Genomic DNA, 20,566 nt, shown 5'->3' with positions numbered 1-20,566 from the left:
GGCGTATACATTCTTTTCTTTAAATCAACATTGTATAATGATTTAAGTATATTTATACGCTTATATAATAACTATTTTATTAGAGATAAACGGGGAAATGTCGTTAACTATTTACTTATGTTCTAAATCCCAATCGGAGAAATAATGAATTAAATAGTCTATTGCCAAGCGAGCACGTACAGGAAGAAAACGTTGGTTTTGATATACGATCCAACTGCTATTACCTTTACCCCAAAAATCTTGCAGTATCGGAATAAGCGAACCTGAATCCAACCCTTTTGCTAGGCTGCTTTTTGGCATATACGCGATACCTAGTCCTTCTTCGCATGCCGAGATAACAGCATTGGAGTTATTGCTTTTCCATCGACCGTGAACACGGGTATTAATGGTGTTGCCTTCTTTTTCAAAGATCCAGTGGTCATTATTGGCAATAATGCAGCTATGTTGTTTTAATTGGCTAGGGTGAGTAGGCTTTCCATAACGGGTTAAATAGTCTTGGCTGGCAACCGCAGCCATAGGGCGATCAACGAGTTTTCTCGCGACTAAACCTGAATCTTTTAGTGCCCCGTAACGGATCGCAAAGTCGATACCATCTTCGATAAAATTCACCATACGAGAGTTAAAATCCATCTCGATAGTAAGATCTGGGTAAGACTTCGCGAATGCCATTAGCGCAGGAGCGACATGCTCTTCGGCAAATGCACCAGCAGCGCTGACACGTAATGTTCCACTCAGCGTAATTTGCTGTGTGTTTAAGCTTTCGCTGGCTTGTTGTAACCCATTTACCAGCCCTCTGCATTGTTGATAATACAGTTGTCCAGCATCGGTTAAATTGACCTGTCGGGTTGAGCGAGCTAATAAGGCTACACCTAATCTCTCTTCTAATCTTGAGACTTGTCGACTAACGTGGCTTGTGCTGCAACCTAGCTGTTTAGCCGCAGACGAAAAGCCATGGCTTTCAGCGACTGCAACGAATTCAATGATCCCATCGAAACTATTCATAGACATTTATCTTTGCTATTTAACAACAATGATTTTCCAATTTTCTGTATTATCAGCCATATTGATTTGAATTAACATGTTTAAGCACTCAATAATTCAAGGAAAAGACAATGAAAAGGATCCTGATCCCTGTAACGAATCATGCAACTTTGGGCGATACTGATCAAGCGAATGGCACATACTCACCAGAGATAACGCATGTTATCCATGAGTTGACTGCCGCTGGTTTTGATTATGACATCGCATCTATTAAAGGTGGTAAAGCGCCACTTTATGGTACGGATATCGAAGGTGATGAGGTAAACCGCATTGTGTTGGCGGATGATAGTTTTCAGAACCGAATCAATAATACGATTCCAGTCTCGCAAGTGAATATTGATGAGTACGATGCTGTATTTTACCCAGGAGGTTTTGGTCTGCTATCTGATCTTTCAACCAACACTAATTTTGCTCAATTAGCTGCAAAACACTACGAAAACGGTGGCGTTATAGCGGCGGTATGTCATGGCCCTGCTGCACTGCTTCCTATTACATTAAGTAATGGTGATAGCCTACTTGCATCTATATCAGTAACGGGCTTTACACGTGAAGAAGAAATAGATTTCGGCACAATTACTCATATTCCATTCTTACTGGAAGAGGCTCTTTCAAGAAAGGCTGCGCGCTTTAGTAAAGTACAGCCTTGGCAAGAACTCGTTATCGTTGATAAACGAGTGATTACGGGCCAAAACCCTACCAGTGCTCACGGCGTTGGTAAGGCGTTAGTGACATCACTGGCTTAGTTATATTGTTGATATATTTTAAAAACTATCTGATATGAAATAGCTCATTGGTTTGAGCTATTTTTTCTGTCTATGGCGGTACAGTTTTTCGGGAATCGAGTCTTTAGCAATTTATTGAGCCATGACTTTGATGACGTGGATTAAAAACAAGATTTAGCATAAAAGGAAAAAATAGGCAGAGATAAAAGCCAGTAATGTATATATTTTTAATGCGTAAAGAGATGAAGAAGGATTGATAGATTTCTTTTTCAGCTATGTTGATACTGCGTTACACTATCGCTGCTAATACATATTGTCATGGAGAGAGCAGTGAGCACACCTTTAGAAACACCACAATTATCCCAATTAAATGTCTTTCCCGTAAAATCAATAGCAGGTATCAGCCAATCTAAAGTTTGGGTCGAAAAACAGGGGATCAGTTTCGATCGTCGTTTCATGGTTGCGACCCTATCAGGTGATATGATCACGGCACGTAAATCTCCCAAGATGGTAAAAGTGAAAGCGGCGCTAATTGCCGATGGCATCGTATTGAGTTACGAAGATAAAGCCTGTTTAGTATTGAAGTATGCTCAATTTGATATGGCAGAAGCGTCATCAACCGTGTGGGGAGATACATTCATCGCCTATACCACGACTGAGCAAGCGAATTCATGGTTTAGTGATGTGTTAGGGCAACCCGTTCAGTTGTTGTTTACGGGAGAACAATCAAACCGTCTTCGTCCTAAAATTAGTCAAAATGTGAGTTTTGCTGATGGTTATCCGCTATTAGTGATCAGTGAAGCCTCGCTTCAAGCGCTTAACGAGCGTAGTAGTGAGCACCACACGATGGATCAGTTTAGAACCAACTTAGTGGTGAGTAATACAGAAGCGTTCGCAGAAGATGGTTGGAAACGTATTCGGATTGGTGAGGTTGAGTTTGAAGCGGTCAAACCTTGTGCTCGATGCATTTTAACCACGGTCGATCCTAAATCAGCAACGTTTAGCGAAAGTAAAGAGCCGTTGGTTACGATGGCAAAATTCCGCGCCGATGAAAAGGGAAATGTCTATTTCGGACAAAACCTTGTGGCGCGTAATGAAGGTATTATTTCTGTTGGTGACACCATTGAAATATTAGAAACAAAACCGAAAGAAATATATGCGGATAACAGTGAGCAAAAATTACAGCTTACGTGTGTAGAGCGTGAAGATATAGCACAAGATTTCACTACATTCTGGTTAGAATCTCATCAAGAAAACCAAGCATTACCTACTTATTTACCGGGGCAACACCTGCCTATTCAACTAGAAGTGAATGGCGAATATATTTCTCGTCGCTATACATTATCTTCTAGCCCATCACGACCGGGGCGTTATGCAATATCAGTAAAACGAGTTGATGATGGCCGTATCTCTAATTGGTTACATGAGCATTTTCAAGTCGGTGATACATTGGTGTCTGAGTCGCCGAGCGGTGATTTTCACCTAGGGGTTCATACTGATAAATTATTACTACTCTCGGGTGGTAGTGGTGTAACACCAATGATGTCGATGCTACGTTATTTATCTGATCATGATTTAGTGCGTGATGTGGTGTTTTATCATCAATGCCGTACTGAAGCCGATATTCCTTATTTAGAGGAATTACGCGCAATAGAAGAGAAGCATCCTTCACTCGATTTACGTATCGTATTAACGCAACCAAAACGCGACTGGCAAGGTGAATCTGGACGACTAAGCATTGGTCACTTAGCCATGATGAGTGATTTAGATAAACGTCAGGTATTTGTTTGTGGTCCTGATGAGTTTATGTCGTCTGCGAAAAAGTTATTGCTCAATATGGGAATGGCTCCTTCTCGTTATCATCAAGAAGCTTTTGGTCCTATACGCCATACACTCGAAGAAAAAAAGACTGTCGAATTATCAATTGATGGACAGCTTTTCCAAGGGAATAACCAAGCTACGTTATTAGAGCAAGCTGAAACGGCTGGTATTAATATGGATTATAGCTGTCGTGCTGGTTTTTGCGGGGCTTGTAAGGTCACAGTGAAATCAGGAGAGGTAGAGCAACCAGAGGTTCCTGCACTTTCAGCAAAAGAGCGTGCTGAGGGGAAAGTGCTAGCATGTTGCTGTGTGCCTAGAAGTGATCTCGAAATAATTAAATAGTGAGCTGTAGGTAAATTAGAAGGCGATGATTGACTATATCGAGCAAACTCAATCACATCTTGTGCCGTTGAATTATGAAGTTTTTACTCTAGATCGCTTACACAAATAAACCTCTGCGGTATTAGACAAATAAAGTCCGCGCCCTACATGTTTGTTAATAGAAGCGGTAGGGCGCTTTTTATTTTTAAGATCGACTTAAAGAGGTAGTGAAAATGCAATTTTTGCGAAATATTAATAGAATATTAACCGGCTTTTTTGTGTTTAAATTTTTGATATATATCATTTTTGTTGCCGTTAATATTAAAAAAGAAATTATTTCAAAAATAAAGCTATACAATTCCCTAAATATCATTACTATAGTCTTCGGCCTGTAAGTCAGACCTATTTATATGTAACATTATGTTTTAGAAAATCTTCGCTGTAACGCTATACCAGTGTCATGAAGCTTTCCACTCATAAGCTATAACGTAAATAATTCTTTTCTGGCTACATACGCATTTTTGCGAATTATTTAAAAAATATTGGAGACTCTCATGTCTAAATCAACTGGTATCGTTAAGTGGTTTAACGAAGAAAAAGGTTTCGGTTTCATCACTCAAGACAACGGCGGTGCTGACGTATTCGTTCACTTCCGTGCTATCACAGGCGAAGGCTTCAAGACTCTTGCTGAAGGTCAAAAGGTTGCTTTTGATATCGAACAAGGTCAAAAAGGCCCACAAGCTGCTAACGTTGAAAAAGCTTAATTCTTTTTTGCGTTAAATGTTTGAAAAATGCCGATGTTATGTCGGCATTTTTGTATCTATCATCGGCTAAAATTATCTCTTCCTCTCTATTTATACCTTTATCGGTATCATTACTCTAAAATCATTTGAGTCAATGTTATTGCTCCCATACACTAGCTTTATTCATTGTGTTTTCGGTTGCTCTATCATGTCAGCTAATTCTTGCTCTTCTCATCCTCGACAGCTTATCTTTCATGAATTGCGTTCTGGTTTTGAAGCTTCTTCAGCTCCTCCTCTTTCGGTAGCACTCCAAGTGGGGCAGCACCTTGCTATTTCAGGTGTCTCTGGTTGTGGTAAAACTAGCTTGTTACAGGTGATTGCTGGCTTAAAAGCTCCTAAGTCTGGTGAAGTGCTTTATAACGATCTGACGATAGGTGAGAGTGCTTTGCATTTTTGGCGTCAGCAGATCTGTTATTTTCCTCAGCAAGCTGTAATGGGAATGGGAGGAGAATGCGTGCGTGATGTACTTCATCTTCCATGGCGACTTAAAGCGATAACCCAATTCCCCTTACCAGATGAACAAGCATGCCTTTCAGCGCTAAGAAAAGCTGGTATTGATGTGCTATTAGAAAAGACGATAGCTTCTCTTTCTGGTGGTGAGAAACAGCGTGTAGCTGTTGCGAGAGGGTTACTTATGCAGCGAGAAATATGGTTAATGGATGAGCCTACATCTGCGTTAGATCCCGTAGGGCGAGATCATATTATTCAGTTGATTGAAGACAGTTCATTAATATGTATCTCGGTATCACATGATCCTGTTTGGCTAACAAATGCAACACACGTACACACTATGTCGTTGAGTAAGGATGAGTGTAATGTCTCAATCAATCAATAGTACTTTGGATATTCATTGGCTGGCGATGGCGGGTTTTTACCTACTGTTACTTATCCCAATATTCTTGTTTCAACGTTGGCAATTAGGGTTAAATCGCACCTTAATTAATGGCGTATTACGCATGACACTACAGCTATCTGTTGTGGGTATTTATCTTCATACCTTATTTGGTTTGCAGAGCGTGGTGATAAACATGCTGTGGCTAACTATCATGGCATTAATGGCAAGCTATACGATTTGTAAACGGGCAGAGGTGAATATAAAGTGTGTTTTGCCTGCGGTAATAACAGGGCAGTGTGCTGCATTATTGGTTGCTTTACCTGTCATGCTGATAGGGGTCATTCAAGTCGACCCTTGGTGGCAAGCACAATATATGATCCCAATCGCTGGTATGCTGCTTGGTAATAGCTTAATGGCAAATGTATTAGCGTTATCACGTTGGGGGAGCTTATTAAAAGATAATCATCATGAATATCAGTATTACTTGTCTTTAGGATCGCCTGATCCTGCTTTACCGTTTATACAAACAGCAGTAAAAGCAGCATTAACCCCCCAATTAGCCGCGATGACGACATTAGGGATTGTCAGTTTACCTGGAATGATGACGGGACAAATTTTAGGTGGAGCGGCACCGCTGGTGGCAGTGAAATACCAGCTAGTGATTATGGTCGCGATTTTTATTTCTGGCGTGATTTCAGTAGCGACCACATTGAGCATTGTTAGGCGGGTAACATTCAATGCTTATGGTGAAGTGCAATAAGTACTATTTTCGACAATAAAAAAGCAGCGATTAGGCTGCTTTTTTAATTAAGATTGTTAGTGTTCACTTAGTTAATTTCACTGACCGGAAAAATTTCACTTGGTGATACAATTTCATCTTGTGCTGCAATGGTTTGTAATTCCCATTCGCCACGTTTATGTGTTTCTTTTAACACCGCGTAGCAAGCATTATGTGCATGTTCAAAAGCCTGTTCTGGTGCCCAGCCTTTCAATAGCCCTGCAGTAAATAATGATGAGATCAAATCACCCACACCAACAGGTTGTTTATCAAACTTAAGATGTGGACGTTGCGCAAGGAAACAACCATTTTGAGTTGCTAGCATCATCGTAAACTTATCATCAGATATACTGTGTAAGTGCTTAACAAGTACCATTTTAGGCCCCATTGTTAAGGCTTTTTGACATGCAGTAACAGCATCAGCAAGGCTATTGATTTCCATGCCGACAAATTGGCTTAGTTCGAATTGATTTGGCACGATAGCATCAGCAATAGGCATTACATCATTAATCAGGTATTCAGCGATACCATCTGCAACAATACAGCCTTTTTCTGGGTCACCCATAACAGGATCACAGATATAAATTGCATTAGGGTTTTGCTGCTTAACCTTTTTCACGGTATCGATAATAGCAAGACATTGTGCTGCACTACCTTGATAACCAGTCAGTACTGCTTCGCAGTTCTTTAATTGATCAATGCCTTCAATACCTGCAACAAGCTCATTAATATCATCACCAGAGAATGCTTTGCCTGTCCAGCCTTCTTTATATTGGGTGTGATTAGAAAATTGCACAGTATTAAGTGGCCATACTTCAAATCCCATACGTTGCATTGGAAAAACAGCAGAGCTATTTCCTGCGTGCCCATACACAACATGTGATTGAATAGATAGAATACCTTTCATCGAAGTTCCTTATAACCTTCGGTCTCTTTAAGCATACTTTACTCTCGCTTATATAAGAAACCTAGTCATTTTATATCGTAATTATTCCTTTCATTTATGTAGATTAAAAAACAGACAATTATTTATGTCACTATCGCACTTATTTAAGTGAGAGTGTGTTATTTATAATTGAAAATTGTTTTATTATAGGTTTTATCTCTATTTTTGTTTGTTTTATGACCACTTTATGGTTTTTATAATAAATAAAAGTTGGTATTTAATTTCTTTAGAAACAATAGTTAAGGATCTTCTTCAGTGGTTATCCACAGTTTTTTACAAAAAAAAGACATAAAAATATTTACAGAATAAAATTTAGCGTTTAATGTCTATCTCGTCTGTTACTCGGACCTCATGTGTTTTTTAAATCAAAACGTCATTTCTAACATTGTTATTCGTTATTGTTGCAAACGAAAGGCGCAATGATCGGCTAAAAGAAGGGTGATCTTTTAGCTCAGAAGTAGTAGGTCAATGAGTAAAACGATAATTACCACAATTATTATTAATTAGTGGTTTTAACTATTCGAACTCAAATTGATAGCCACAAACAAAACCGCTAATTAAAAGCGATGTTTGGGCTGAAAGGAAATATAACTATGACTTCACAAACAGGTATTATTCGTAGCTTCAACCCAGTAGAAAAGATTGGCTTAATTACAAGCGATCTTGGTGGCGACATTCGTTTTGACGCATCTCAAGTGTGCAGTCATTCACAGCCATCATCTGGTAGTATGGTTGAATTTTCTCTTGATGATTCAAGCAATAAGCTAAAAGCAGTAAAAATTCGTTTTATCTAAAAACGATAAACTGTAACTCATACTCTCTATAGATTATGAGAATAACATTCAGCCTAAGAAATAATATAACTATTATATCTTAGGCTGTTTTGCTTTTATTTGATGATAAACTTTAAATATAAAAGTTTAAAAGTAAAATTTTATATTTAAAGTTTAATATAAAAGCCCTTGATGATTATTTATCAAGGGCCTTTAAACTTAACTATTAAGCACCACGCGGAACGGCATGCGCGGTATTTTCGGGGACTTTTCCTTGATATTTTTCAATCTCAAGTTGAGCCATATGGCCACAGTTACCTTGTGCTAACTGTGAACTGCCGACATCAAAGGTTAGAACGTTAATACAGCCATTTCTACATAAACCACCTTCTTTACCTGGGGTGGCTGAATCATACCAAGCACCTTCACTTACACGAATAACGCCAGGACGAATAGCATCTGATATTTTTGCGCCAACAAGGATTTGTCCACGATCGTTAAATGCACGAACTAAATCACCATCAGCAATACCTCTTGCTTTCGCATCGCTTGCATTGATTAAGATTGCTTCACGGTTAGCTACAGCATACTTATCACGCAGAGGAGTATTGTCTAATTGTGAATGTAATCGGTTTGTTGGGTGTGCAGTATTTAGCGATAAAGGATATTTCTTCGCTATTTCTGCTTTGTACCACTCTTTTGGTTCATACCATTTAGCGTGAGGTGCGCAGTCGGCATAGCCCATTTTTTCTACTGTATCAGAATAGATCTCAATACGACCAGATGGTGTACCTAATGGGTTTAGTAGTGGGTTCTCTCTGAAGTCTGCGTGGCGTATCCACTTTTTATTAGCATCAGGAATCGGGAAAGTAATGTAGTCATTTGCTTCCCAGAACATGCTAAATGGTGGAAGTGGGACGCGATTTGCACGTGCCTGTTTCGCCATTTCATCGTACATACCTTTGAGCCACTGCATCTCCGTTTTATTTTCGGTAAATGCGGCTTTAACACCGAGTTTTTCAGCAATACCACTGAAAATATCAAAATCACTTTTTGATTCAAATTGTGGTTCTACCGCTTTATGCATTGGGAATACATAACGTTGAGAGTAGTCACCACCCATATCGATGTCATTACGTTCGTAACTTGTTGTCGTTGGTAACACAATATCGGCATGTTTCGCTGATGCTGTCCAGTATGGCTCATTCACGATGATGGTATCTAATGTTTGCCATGCCTTTAACAAGTTATTAGTGTCTTGGTGTTGGTGGAAAGGATTACCGCCAGCCACATATACCATTTTAATTTCAGGGTAAGTAACACTCTTACCATTAAATTGAATGGTTTTCCCTGGTTCTAAGATCGCTTCAGCAATACGTGCTACTGGAATTGGAGCAGGGCTACCTTTTGGTGCTTTACCTGCGTTTATACCAGAAATAATGCCGCCTTTTGCTGTCGGGCTACCGCCTGAAGAATAGTGATAACTAAAGCCAAAACCACCGCCAGGTAGTCCGACTTGACCAAGCATTGCAGCCAGAGTCACCATCATCCAGTGTGGCTGCTCACCATGTTGTTGACGCTGCATTCCCCAGCCAGCCATTAACATGGTGCGGTTTTTAGCAAATTCATGGGCTAGCATTTTAATCGTTTTGGTATCAATACCACTGATCTCTGCTGCCCACTCGGCAGTTTTTGGTGTGCCGTCACTTTCACCTGTTAGATAAGGTACAAATTTATCAAAGCCTTTGGTGTAATGCTCTAGGAACTCCTTATCGTAAAGGTTTTCAGTGTATAAGGTATGAGCAATGCCGAGCATCATCGCCACATCAGTATAAGGGCGAGGTGCAATCCATTCAGCATCCATGAAATCGACGGTTTCATTTCTGACTGGATCGATAGCAATAACACGAGTCCCTTTTTCTTTTAAGGCTTGTAAGCCGACTTGTCCTTCGTGATCCGGCACGTTCCATGCGTTTTTCAGGGTGACCATGGCATTAAAGCCCCAAAGCACAACCAGCTCGCTACTTTCGATAATTACAGGCCATGTGGTTTGTTGCTCATATACTTCCATTGAGCCCATAACATGGGGCATGATCATCTGAGCCGCACCCGTTGAGTAGTCACCAGCATAACCAAGGAAACCACCGTTTAGGTTCATTAAACGCTGAAGTAGGGTCCGGCTGTTGTGGAACATACCGGTACTTTTCCTGCCATATGATCCTGCATAAATGGATGACGGGCCGTATTGCGTTTGCAAACGCGTAATTTCATTGGCAACAAGTTGATTGGCTTTATCCCAGCTAACACGAATCCATTCATCATTCCCGCGTTTTTCTTTTCCGGCACCTGGACCGCCTTCAAGATAGCTTTTTCGTACCATTGGGTATTTGATACGGTTTTTAGCATGTACCTGATGTGGAGCCATTTTGATCAGTTCGTTAGGGTATGGATCATCAGTAACAGGAACGACATCAACCATTTTCCCGTCTTTTACGATTGCTTGAAACGCTCCCCAGTGTGCTGACGTTAAGATGCCGTCTTGTGCTGTTTTGGTATAAACAAATTGCGGTAATGCTTGCTCAATTGCTTTTGCAAGTGCTGTTTTGGGTAGCAATGTAGACATCAAAGAAACGCCACCTATTGCAGCTGCTCCTTTTAAAAAGCGTCGACGGCTCCATGCTGGCTCGTTAATTTGTTGGTTATCATTGATCATTATTTTTCGCTCCCAGCCATATCACTAGCGTGTTTCTGAACATATTGAGTAAGCATACGGCTTTGCTCTTTGGTTAAAGAGGTTCGCGTTTCCATTGCTTTAATAACTCCAATCCACTGGTTGGCGTTGTAGTGATCAAGAGCAGTTAAACCATGACAGCCTGTACAATTTGAATTCATCAAATTAGATGAATATGCCCAAAGAGGTTCTTCACTATCGACAAAACTCTTATTATCAGCCCAGATATCTAAACTTACCTTGTGCCATACCAATCCTGTTGCTGGATCTGTCTCTGTCCCATTTTCTTTTAAGGCCTTTTTAGAATCGTCACTGAGTAAAGCTGAGATAATACGTTTACCTTTAGCTGCATAAATGACGGAGTCTACGCCATCTTGTTGCCAGCCAGATATGGTTGCTTGGACGCGATCGCCTTCACGAGAAATAACGCCAACCTTGGTACTTGGCATTAAATTACCTTGGTTGTATTCGTCATCTTTTGTCATAAAGAAAGGTTGAGTGGCAATGCTATATAGAACGGTTGCAGACGTTGAACTTGATGCTGCTGCTTTTGACAATTCATCAGCACCTGCTTGTGCTTTATCTGTTGTGTCAGGAAGTAAATGAGCAATACCCTTGTGACAATCAATACATGTGCTGCCGTCAGACATCGCTTGTGTATGCATTTTTTGAGCTGCTGGACGTTGCTCTAAGATACTCATAGCATTAAATTCATGACAACTACGACAAGCAGATGAATCTGTTTCTTTCATCTGATCCCAAACCGTTTGAGCCATTTCTCCACGGTGCTGCTCGAATTTTTCGTCGCTATTAATCTTGCCTGTAATAAATTCATGGTAGATATCTTTACTTGCACGGATCTTAGTAATTAAGTAGTCAACTTTTCCTGTCGGTATATGGCAGTCAGCACATTCTGCACGAACGCCATGCTCATTCTGAAAGTGGATTGTTCCTTGATATTCAGCTAGAGGTTTTTGCATAGAATGACAGGAAATACAAAATTCTGTATCTGATGTTTTATGAAGAACGGTTTGAGTTGTTGCTAGGGTTAACCAACCGACTCCCACACCTATCGCGAGTAGAAGTACTGCGGTACGTTTTTTAAGTTTCATTGAACCTCACATTGCAAACTGTTTGTTTAAGTTGTCTGTGCAACTTTTTTAAAAGAAATGCATTTTATAGAAAGTTAAGTCAATTTATAAATATTTTTATAAATAAGCTCGAAATATTTAAATGTTTTTACATTATGTGAATGGATTGATTATTAAGTGACTGGATGTGGCAAAAAACTAAATGTTGATTATTTGTTGGCATATTGCTTCGTCCCAGTTTTTAGATAAAAAAAATCCTGAGCAAATGATTAATAAGCACAGGATTTTTAACTGAAATAAAATTGTTTATTTTATTACGATTACGCCATGAAATGCGTTAAGAACTGGGTAATTGGCTCTAAGTAATTTTGGAAGATAACCAATGAGATTAGGCCACTAATAACCACCCAAATAAGTCCAAAACGTAGGCTTACCATTGTACAAACAATCGCAGCGAGTACTTTTGGGTTTTCAAGGTTAAAGGCGAAGTTTGAGCCTTTTCCTAAAATTTCAACGGCAATGATTGCAGGTAATACAGTTACAGGTACAAAGCGTAATGTTTTCTTAAAACGCTCTGACATATTAAAACGTCCAGCCATACCAATAACAGAGAAGCGAATCAAAAATGTCGCGACTGCCATCACTAAAGATAAGTAAATTACAAATTCGTTACTTAAAGCGATATGTGCGTGAGAATCCATAATAGTAGCCCTTATTATTTAGCGATTGCGTTAATTGGTTGAGTGTTGTTTTGCTCTTTATCTTCTTTTTCAATTTCGTGACGAACTTCTTCTTTCAGATCGGCTTCCATACGCTCAGTTGATAAATCCATTTTGTAGCCTGCGTACACACCAACGACAGCTGCTACAACTAAACCTAGTGAGTAAGGAAGACCTGAAAGTAGGATTCCTGTTACTGTCGCTACCACGGCAGCAACAATACATTCACGATTTTTAACTTGTGGGATAACAATAGCAATGAAGGCGGCAACCATTGCAAAATCTAAACCGTAATCAGCAATATGAGGGAAAGATGAACCAATAATGGCACCACAGAAATCAGCTACAACCCAGTTAACCCAAAAGCCAAACATTGCCGCTAAATAAAACCAATGACGACCTGGTTTCTCATGTTTCATTTCACCAACGGTTGCAGCATATACCTCATCGGTTAGGCCGTATGCCATTAGTGCACGAGTTGGCATTGAGTATTCTTTTACATATTCAGACAGTGACGCGCTATAAAGAACGTGGCGTAAGTTGATAACAAAGGTGGTTAACGCAATCACAATCAATTCCGTTGAGGATTGCACCAGACCAAGAGCAATCATCTGGGCTGAGCCTGCAAAAACAGTCAGTGACCATAACGTACTTTGTAGAACGTCCATACCAGCGTTAATACTGATTGCCCCTACAATAAATGAAAATGGAAATGCCCCTACGCATAGCGGGAAGATTGCCTTTAAACCTGCTTGTATAAGTTGTTTTTTCATGTTGCGCCTATTTGGTGTGTCGTTAAATGAAAAAAAAATTGCAATTAAGCGATGTAATTATCTTTTTTCGCTGCTTTATTTTTCTGAAAATATATTTTAACGCAACAATTTATTCAATCATTTTTATTACTAAGTTATTAACATGTCATCACATAGTGGCGTTTTTTTGATGCTATTTTTGGTTTTTTTTATTTTAATCAGTGGTTTATGGTATTTGTTTCATTTTTGCAAATATTGATCTTGAAATTAAATGCAAAAAAAATTGCAATATTTGATTTTAAAAGGTTAAAATAAATTTGAATTTTCGATAGCGAGATAAAAAATCATGACAAAAGTAATCACATCTAAATCAGCGCCAGACGCAATTGGTCCTTACTCTCACGGTAATGCATTTGGTGAGCTAATTTTTACTTCTGGTCAATTGCCAGTATGTAAAGAGAAAGGTGGCATTGTGGATGGTGGTATTGCAGAACAATCTCGCCAGTCATTAGTTAACCTACGCTCTGTTCTTGAAGCGGGCGGCGGTGATATGGATACGGTTTTAAAAACAACCTGTTACTTAGCAAATATTGAAGACTTTGCTGCTTTCAATGCTGTTTATGCTGATTTCTTTAAAACAGAGTGCCCTGCACGTAGCTGTTTCGCAGTAAAAGATTTACCAATGGGTGCTCTTGTAGAAATCGAAGCGATTGCATACCGCAAGTAATAAATACAGCTATAAATATAAAAATCAGTAGGGGTACCACTTATGAAAACGCAATGGCAGCAATACAAAAATATCATTAACGCAGTAGTTAAACCCGCATTTGGCTGTACAGAACCAATCTCAGCAGCTTATGCATCAGCTGTTGCTGCAGATTTGTTGGGTCAAGCGCCTGAAGAGCTAGAGGTTAAAGTTTCTGATAACCTGTTTAAAAACTCTATGGGTGTGTTTGTTCCAGGAACTGGGCGTATTGGTTTAGCTATTGCATCGGCTGCTGGTGCTGTAGGTGGTAACCCTAATGGTGGTTTAGAAGTTCTTGTAAACATCAAACCAGAACATGTAGAAAAAGCACAACAACTTATTGATGCTGGTAAAGTAAAAGCTGGCCGTAAAGATGTTGAAGAATTTATCTACTGTGAAGTAATTGCTAAAGCGGGTAGTGATGTTGCTATTGTTGAAATTAGTGGCGGGCACACTCAGGTAGTTAAGAAAACGCTTAATGGCAATACTGTTTTTGATGCAACAACTGATCTAAGTAAAGATGAAAAGCCAAAATCAACGGCGTCAGTGTGTGAAGGTGTAGATATCTCAATAGAAGGTATTTATGATTTTGCAACTAATGTTGAGTTTGAAGAAATTAAATTCATTCTAGAAGCACGTAATCTAAACAGTGCTCTATCTGATGAAGGTCTGAATCACGCCTACGGTTTAGAGGTAGGTCGAACTATTCAAAAAAGCATTGCAAAAGGTCTATTTGGCAATGGTTTAATTAATAATATTGTAATGCGAACAGCAGCTGCATCTGATGCTCGTATGGGTGGTGCAACTCTACCTGCAATGAGTAACTTTGGTAGTGGTAACCAAGGTATTGCTGCAACTATGCCTGTGGTAGAGGCTGCGAAGCACTATGGTTCTTCTGAAGAGCAGCTTGCTCGTGCATTAATCATGAGCCACCTTGGTGCGATTTACATGAAATCGTTCTACCCGCCACTTTCACCATTCTGTGGGAATGCAGTGACAAGTTCAGCTGCTGCTATGGGTATGGTATATCTTTCTGGTGGTAATTTTGAGCAAATGTGTTTTGCTATTCAGAATACGCTAAGTGATACCACAGGTATGTATTGTGATGGTGCAAAATCAACATGTGCTATGAAAGTTAAAAGCTCAACAAACTCAGCAGTAATGAGTTTCTTGATGGCAATTGAAAACCATGAAGCACATTCTCAAGGTATTGTTGCTAAAGACGTAGAAAAAACAATCCGAAATGTCGGTAAGATGGTGCGATTAGGCATGTCTAATACCGATGCGACAATTATCGACATTATGTCTGCATAATTGTTTAACATTTAAAAAGAGCCATTGCTATCAATCGTGTTTAAAGTAAGCAGGATTGAGCAATGGCTTTTTTATTGAATTTCTTCTTCATCGCATACGATAGAGTGTTACTTAACACACAACTAAAACCATAAAAAAGTACTTATGGCTTGTCTAATTTAGTGCACATGTCGATAAATAATACCATTCGGTTGATGAATATTAAAATTACTTCGTTATTTTTTATGTAAAATCAAATCTTGATAAATTAGCATCTTTATTATTACAACTATGCCTAGTTTACATGATGCGTTCGATTAATTCGGGAGTGAAAGGTGCAAGAGTTAACTGAAAGTGATTACGATATCCTTCACGCAATGGAGAATATCGTGGATGGTATTGCGGCAATGTGGGGAGAGCACACTGAAGTGGCGCTTCATTGTTTAGATAACAACAACCCATCAATAATGAAAATTGCGAATGGTCATATTACAGGGCGAGAAGTCGGTGCACCTATCACCAATTTTGCTTTAGTAAAATTGAACGAAGGTAAAGATGTTTCTGATTCCTATATTACCAAGTGTCCAGATGGTAAGACTTTACGTTCTATTTCTACGATTATTCGAAATAAAAATAATAAAGCGATTGGTATGTTATGTGTGAATTCGAATTTAGATGCACCATTTCAATCAATGATGCAGAACTTGCTTCCCAATATTCACTCACACTTTGATCATGGTGTTACGGCAGAGACCTTTGCTCGAAACAATGATGAAATGATGCACAGTTCGATTGAGAATGTGCGTGAGCAAGTGACGAATAATAGTAATATTCCGCTTTCCAAAAAAAGCCGTGAGATTGTTACTCGTTTAAACGACTTGGGTATTTTTGATTTAAAAGACAGTGCGCAAATTGCAGCGAAAGGGTTAGATATATCGATTCATACTATCTATCGCTATTTACGTGAAATACGTGCGCACGCTGAGGCGGTATAAGCTCATTCATTGAATAAAAAAGCGGCCTTATATAGGCTGCTTTTTTATAGATAATTATCAGGTCTTTGGTTAAGCATGAAGTCTCATGGATATACATCAAATTAGGAGTCATAAGCTAGGCTTTTCGTTAATGAATTTTACTCCATCAGTCAAAAAGTGAATATCTTCCTTTTGGTTACAGAAATCATTATGAAAAGTTTCTAAGGGTAGAGGCTTCTAATTATTCCTTAATAAACTCAGATTGAAGACTGACTGCGGTATGAAAAGCGCTGTTAATAATTATAGATTCTATCGGCTAGGCTAAAACCTTGTTCTTTAATTATGCGTTCACGCTGAAGAGTTATAGGTTTATTCTTGGTTTTAAAAGAACGCTTCCTAATTAAGCTAATTTAGGAGTGTTTTAAGAAGACTTTATTTGGCGTTAACTCATACTGAGATATAAAAATCCCGAGTGGGGAACTCGGGATTTTAAGAGCGATTAAGTATGTTTTTAAACATTACTACGCCATAAAATGGGTAATGAACTGAGTAATTGGTTCTATATAATTTTGAAATAGTACCAATGAAACCAAGCCACTGATCACCACCCAGATAAGCCCAAAACGAAGACTGACGGCAGTACAAACAATTGCTGCAAGAACTTTTGGGTTTTCTAAGTTAAATGCAAAGTTTGAACCTTTACCTAATATTTCTACAGCAATGATTGCAGGTAATACGGTGACGGGGACAAAGCGTAATGTTTTCTTAAAACGCTCTGACATATTAAAACGTCCAGCCATACCAATAACCGCGAAACGAATGATAAAAGTGGCTACAGCCATTACTAATGATAAGTAAATTACAAATTCATTACTTAGAGCGATGTGTGCGTGAGAATCCATAATAATAGCCCCAATTATTTAGTGATTGTTTTGGTTGGTTGAGTGTTTTTTTGCTCTTTTTCGATTTCTTGACGAACTTTGTCTTTCAGTTCTGCTTCCATACGCTCAGTTGATAAATCCATTTTATAACCCGCGTATACACCAACAATTGCCGCAACAACAAGACCTAAAGAGTAAGGTAAGCCTGATAATAAGATACCTGTAACGGTAGCAACAACGGCTGCCACAATACACTCACGTTTTTTAACCTGTGGAATAACGATAGCTATAAAGGCTGCTACCATCGCAAAATCTAAACCGTAATCAGCAATATGAGGGAAAGATGAACCAATTACTGCACCAAAGAAGTCAGCGACAACCCAGTTAACCCAAAAACCAAACATGGCTGCTAAATAAAACCAATGGCGACCAGGTTTTTCATCTTTCATTTCACCAACGGTTGCAGCATATACTTCATCGGTTAAACCGTAGGCCATTAATGCACGTGTTGGCATTGAGTATTCTTTTACATATTCGGATAGTGACGCACTGTATAAAACGTGGCGTAAGTTAATCACAAAAGTGGTTAATGCAATCACAATTAACTCAGTTGATGATTGAATAAGGCCGAGTGCGACCATTTGTGCAGAGCCTGCAAAAACAGTCAGTGACCATAACGTGCTTTGTAGTACGTCCATACCAGCATTAATACTGATAGCCCAAACAATAAATGAGAAAGGGAAAGCGCCTACGCAGAGCGGAAATATTGCCTTTAAACCTGCTTGTATAAGTTGTTTTTTCATGTTGAGCCTATTTTTGCGTGTCATTTCTGAAAAAAAAATTGCGTATTTTGTTTGTAATTATCATTGTTACGCTGTTTCCTCTTTGGTGAATATATTTCAGAATGTTGTTTTATTCAAATTTATTTAAAATAATAAATATTCCCAAAAGAATAAATGGAGGCTTTTATTGATTATTTTTGTTTAATGTACTGTTTTTATGGGTTTTTGTTTTTATCGATCATTTTTGATAATTTTGCAATCGAAAATGATCATCTTGTTTATTGCAATTAAAGTTGCAAAAAGTGAAAGGCGAGGGTTAAACTAAATTTGAATTTTCAATAGCGAGATAAAAAATCATGACAAAAGTAATCACATCTAAATCAGCGCCAGACGCAATTGGTCCTTACTCTCACGGTAATACATTTGGTGAGCTAATTTTTACTTCTGGTCAATTGCCAGTATGTAAAGAGAAAGGTGGCATTGTGGATGGTGGTATTGCAGAACAATCTCGCCAATCATTAGTTAACCTACGCTCTGTTCTTGAAGCGGGCGGCGGTGATATGGATACGGTTTTAAAAACAACCTGTTACTTAGCAAACATTGAAGATTTTGCTGCTTTCAATGCTGTCTATGCTGACTTCTTTAAAACAGAGTGCCCTGCACGTAGCTGTTTCGCAGTGAAAGATTTACCAATGGGTGCGCTTGTAGAAATTGAAGCGATTGCTCATCGTAAATAATCATACAAATAAAAATAAAAATAAAATAAATCTAAACCGTTAGGGGTTATATATGAAGACACAATGGCAGCAATACAAAAACATCATTAATACAGTAGTTAAACCAGCATTTGGTTGTACAGAGCCTATTTCAGCGGCGTATGCATCAGCTGTTGTAGCAGAGTTACTTGGTCGCGCTCCTGAAGAGCTAGACGTGAAAGTTTCAGATAACCTGTTTAAAAACTCAATGGGTGTTTTTGTTCCTGGTACGGGTCGTATTGGTTTGCCTATTGCTTCGGCAGCAGGTGCTATTGGTGGTAACCCTAACGGTGGTTTAGAAGTTCTGGTCAACATTACGCCAGAGCACGTAGAAAAAGCACAACAACTGATTGACGCAGGTAAAGTGACTGCAGGTCGTAAAGATGTTGAAGAATTTATTTACTGTGAAGTTACGGCGAAAGCCGGTGATGATGTCGCGATAGTTGAAATTAGCGGTGGTCATACACAAGTTGTTAAGAAGACACTTAACGGTAAAGTGGTCTTTGACTTAAGCTCAGACACAAGTTCAGCAGGGAAACCAAAGTCAACAGCGTCAGTATGTGAAGGTGTTGATATCTCGCTAAAAGGTATTTATGACTTCGCCACTCAAGTTGAGTTTGAAGAAATTGCATTTATGGTTGAGGCTTATAACTTAACGGTAGCGTTATCAAACGAAGGTTTAGAAAATGAGTATGGCTTACAAATTGGCCGTACTTTTAAAAAGCACATTTCAAGTGGCTTAATTGGTGATAGTTTAGCTAATCGTGCAATTATGCGATCAGCAGCCGCTTCAGATGCACGTATGGGGGGCGCAACATTGCCAGCAATGAGTAACTACGGTAGTGGTAACCAAGGTATTTGTGCATCAATGCCTGTGATTGAATTTGCAAGTCATTACGAAGCAAGTGAAGAGACAATGACACGTGCACTTATCATGAGTCATTTAGCAGCAGTGTATATGAAATCGTTCTACCCACCACTATCACCATTCTGTGGTTGTGCGGTCACAAGTTCAGCGGCAGCGATGGCCATGACTTACCTTGCCGGTGGTACTTTTGAGCAATCTTGTATGGCAGTCCAAAATACACTGAGTGATACCACCGGTATGTTCTGTGATGGTGCTAAATCGACTTGTGCGATGAAAGTTAAGAGCTCTACAAGCTCAGCTGTGATGAGTACATTAATGGCGTTAGATTACAATGAAGCTCGTTGTCAGGGTATTGTTGCTGATGACGTAGAAAAAACAATCCGTAACGTTGGTAAAATGGTACGTGAAGGTATGGTAAATACAGACAAAGTTATCATTGAGATCATGTCTGCATAAATAAAAAAGAATAATAAGAGCCATTGCGAGTAATCATGTTTATCGGAACATGATTACGCAATGGCTTTTTTTTCTTCGTTGAAAGTCGCACTGTTTTTATGAGTCCTTCTTAATTTTCATTTTAAAAGAAAAACGTAGATACTCTGAATGTATTATTATTGATACAATAATTGTAATGAGATCATTGGAAACGTTATGTTCAAATAGGGGATCAAGCGTGAATGAATTAACCGAAAGCGATTACGATATCCTCCATGCGATGGAGAATATCGTTGATGGTATTGCTGCAATGTGGGGAGAGCATACAGAAGTGCTACTACATTCTTTGGACTCAAATAATCCATCAATCATTAAAATTGCGAATGGTCATATTACAGGGCGTGAAGTCGGTGCGCCAATCACGAATATTGCGTTGGTGAAGCTGAATGAAGGTAAAGACGTTTCTGATGCATACATAACCAAAAGTCCTGATGGTAAAA

20 protein-coding genes are annotated in these 20,566 nt (G+C 39.0%); 12 read left to right on the top strand and 8 right to left on the bottom strand.

The features are described from left to right. Positions 1-111: 111 nt before the first annotated feature. Positions 112-1,002, bottom strand: a complete 891-nt coding sequence (locus SKA34_RS06795; protein ID WP_006644754.1) for a LysR family transcriptional regulator — start codon at positions 1,000-1,002, stop codon at positions 112-114. A gap of 110 nt (positions 1,003-1,112) precedes the next feature. Here SKA34_RS06795 and SKA34_RS06790 point away from each other — a divergent pair, with 110 nt between their 5' ends. From SKA34_RS06790 to SKA34_RS06770, 5 genes are all read left to right on the top strand, one after another. Further along, on the top strand, positions 1,113-1,784 hold the full coding sequence (locus SKA34_RS06790) for a type 1 glutamine amidotransferase domain-containing protein (RefSeq protein WP_006644753.1): 672 nt from the start codon (positions 1,113-1,115) through the stop codon (positions 1,782-1,784). A 309-nt stretch (positions 1,785-2,093) separates the two neighbouring features. Beyond that, a complete protein-coding gene (locus SKA34_RS06785; protein ID WP_006644752.1) occupies positions 2,094-3,926 on the top strand; it encodes a hybrid-cluster NAD(P)-dependent oxidoreductase in 1,833 nt (610 codons plus the stop codon). Between the two features lie 533 nt (positions 3,927-4,459). After that, a complete protein-coding gene (locus tag SKA34_RS06780; RefSeq protein ID WP_006644751.1) occupies positions 4,460-4,669 on the top strand; it encodes a cold-shock protein in 210 nt (69 codons plus the stop codon). Positions 4,670-4,856: 187 nt separating this feature from the next. Next, complete coding sequence (locus tag SKA34_RS06775; protein ID WP_006644750.1) at positions 4,857-5,543, top strand: ATP-binding cassette domain-containing protein; 687 nt, start codon at positions 4,857-4,859, stop codon at positions 5,541-5,543. Next, positions 5,524-6,303 carry an ABC transporter permease gene (locus SKA34_RS06770; protein ID WP_006644749.1) on the top strand — a complete coding sequence of 260 codons (780 nt, stop codon included), beginning with the start codon at positions 5,524-5,526 and terminating at the stop codon, positions 6,301-6,303. Before SKA34_RS06775 ends, SKA34_RS06770 begins: the two co-directional genes overlap by 20 nt. Positions 6,304-6,370: 67 nt before the next feature. Here SKA34_RS06770 and pdxY read toward each other — a convergent pair whose 3' ends face one another. After that, positions 6,371-7,228: a pyridoxal kinase PdxY gene (gene pdxY / locus SKA34_RS06765; protein WP_006644748.1), complete on the bottom strand. Its 858-nt coding sequence runs from the start codon at positions 7,226-7,228 to the stop codon at positions 6,371-6,373. A gap of 632 nt (positions 7,229-7,860) precedes the next feature. Here pdxY and SKA34_RS06760 point away from each other — a divergent pair. After that, on the top strand, positions 7,861-8,061 hold the full coding sequence (locus SKA34_RS06760; protein ID WP_006644747.1) for a hypothetical protein: 201 nt from the start codon (positions 7,861-7,863) through the stop codon (positions 8,059-8,061). Positions 8,062-8,266: 205 nt separating this feature from the next. Here the strand turns inward: SKA34_RS06760 and torA are convergent, their stop codons facing one another. The 4 genes from torA to SKA34_RS06740 all read right to left on the bottom strand — a co-directional run bounded on the left by torA (position 8,267) and on the right by SKA34_RS06740 (position 13,354). After that, positions 8,267-10,753, bottom strand: coding sequence for a trimethylamine-N-oxide reductase TorA (torA, locus tag SKA34_RS06755; RefSeq protein ID WP_006644746.1), 2,487 nt, complete (start codon positions 10,751-10,753; stop codon positions 8,267-8,269). Further along, positions 10,753-11,883: a NapC/NirT family cytochrome c gene (locus SKA34_RS06750; protein WP_006644745.1), complete on the bottom strand. Its 1,131-nt coding sequence runs from the start codon at positions 11,881-11,883 to the stop codon at positions 10,753-10,755. Before SKA34_RS06750 ends, torA begins: the two co-directional genes overlap by 1 nt. Positions 11,884-12,182: 299 nt before the next feature. After that, positions 12,183-12,563: an AzlD domain-containing protein gene (locus tag SKA34_RS06745; protein WP_006644744.1), complete on the bottom strand. Its 381-nt coding sequence runs from the start codon at positions 12,561-12,563 to the stop codon at positions 12,183-12,185. A gap of 14 nt (positions 12,564-12,577) precedes the next feature. Further along, positions 12,578-13,354, bottom strand: a complete 777-nt coding sequence (locus tag SKA34_RS06740; protein WP_006644743.1) for an AzlC family ABC transporter permease — start codon at positions 13,352-13,354, stop codon at positions 12,578-12,580. A 325-nt stretch (positions 13,355-13,679) separates the two neighbouring features. Here SKA34_RS06740 and SKA34_RS06735 point away from each other — a divergent pair, with 325 nt between their 5' ends. From SKA34_RS06735 to SKA34_RS06725, 3 genes are all read left to right on the top strand, one after another. Next, a complete protein-coding gene (locus tag SKA34_RS06735) occupies positions 13,680-14,060 on the top strand; it encodes a Rid family detoxifying hydrolase (protein WP_006644742.1) in 381 nt (126 codons plus the stop codon). 42 nt (positions 14,061-14,102) lie between these two features. Then, a complete protein-coding gene (locus tag SKA34_RS06730; protein WP_006644741.1) occupies positions 14,103-15,392 on the top strand; it encodes a serine dehydratase subunit alpha family protein in 1,290 nt (429 codons plus the stop codon). Positions 15,393-15,706: 314 nt separating this feature from the next. Then, a complete protein-coding gene (locus SKA34_RS06725; protein ID WP_006644740.1) occupies positions 15,707-16,366 on the top strand; it encodes a transcriptional regulator in 660 nt (219 codons plus the stop codon). Positions 16,367-16,866: 500 nt separating this feature from the next. Here SKA34_RS06725 and SKA34_RS06720 read toward each other — a convergent pair whose 3' ends face one another. Together SKA34_RS06720 and SKA34_RS06715 are read right to left on the bottom strand one after the other, a co-directional pair. Next, on the bottom strand, positions 16,867-17,247 hold the full coding sequence (locus SKA34_RS06720) for an AzlD domain-containing protein (RefSeq protein ID WP_006644739.1): 381 nt from the start codon (positions 17,245-17,247) through the stop codon (positions 16,867-16,869). Positions 17,248-17,261: 14 nt separating this feature from the next. Further along, positions 17,262-18,029 (bottom strand): AzlC family ABC transporter permease, encoded by a 768-nt coding sequence (locus SKA34_RS06715; protein ID WP_006644738.1) that lies wholly within the window; start codon positions 18,027-18,029, stop codon positions 17,262-17,264. A gap of 335 nt (positions 18,030-18,364) precedes the next feature. On the opposite strand from SKA34_RS06715, the gene SKA34_RS06710 reads away from it, so the two are divergent. The 3 genes from SKA34_RS06710 to SKA34_RS06700 form a co-directional block, all read left to right on the top strand. After that, positions 18,365-18,745 (top strand): Rid family detoxifying hydrolase, encoded by a 381-nt coding sequence (locus SKA34_RS06710; protein ID WP_006644737.1) that lies wholly within the window; start codon positions 18,365-18,367, stop codon positions 18,743-18,745. A gap of 52 nt (positions 18,746-18,797) precedes the next feature. Further along, positions 18,798-20,087: a serine dehydratase subunit alpha family protein gene (locus SKA34_RS06705; protein WP_006644736.1), complete on the top strand. Its 1,290-nt coding sequence runs from the start codon at positions 18,798-18,800 to the stop codon at positions 20,085-20,087. A gap of 217 nt (positions 20,088-20,304) precedes the next feature. Beyond that, positions 20,305-20,566 (top strand): PAS domain-containing protein (locus tag SKA34_RS06700; RefSeq protein WP_006644735.1); only part of this gene is annotated, 262 nt, incomplete at its 3' end.

This window comes from Photobacterium sp. SKA34 (assembly GCF_000153325.1).
Classification (GTDB): domain Bacteria; phylum Pseudomonadota; class Gammaproteobacteria; order Enterobacterales; family Vibrionaceae; genus Photobacterium.
This window is presented reverse-complemented; position numbering and strand designations above follow the sequence as displayed.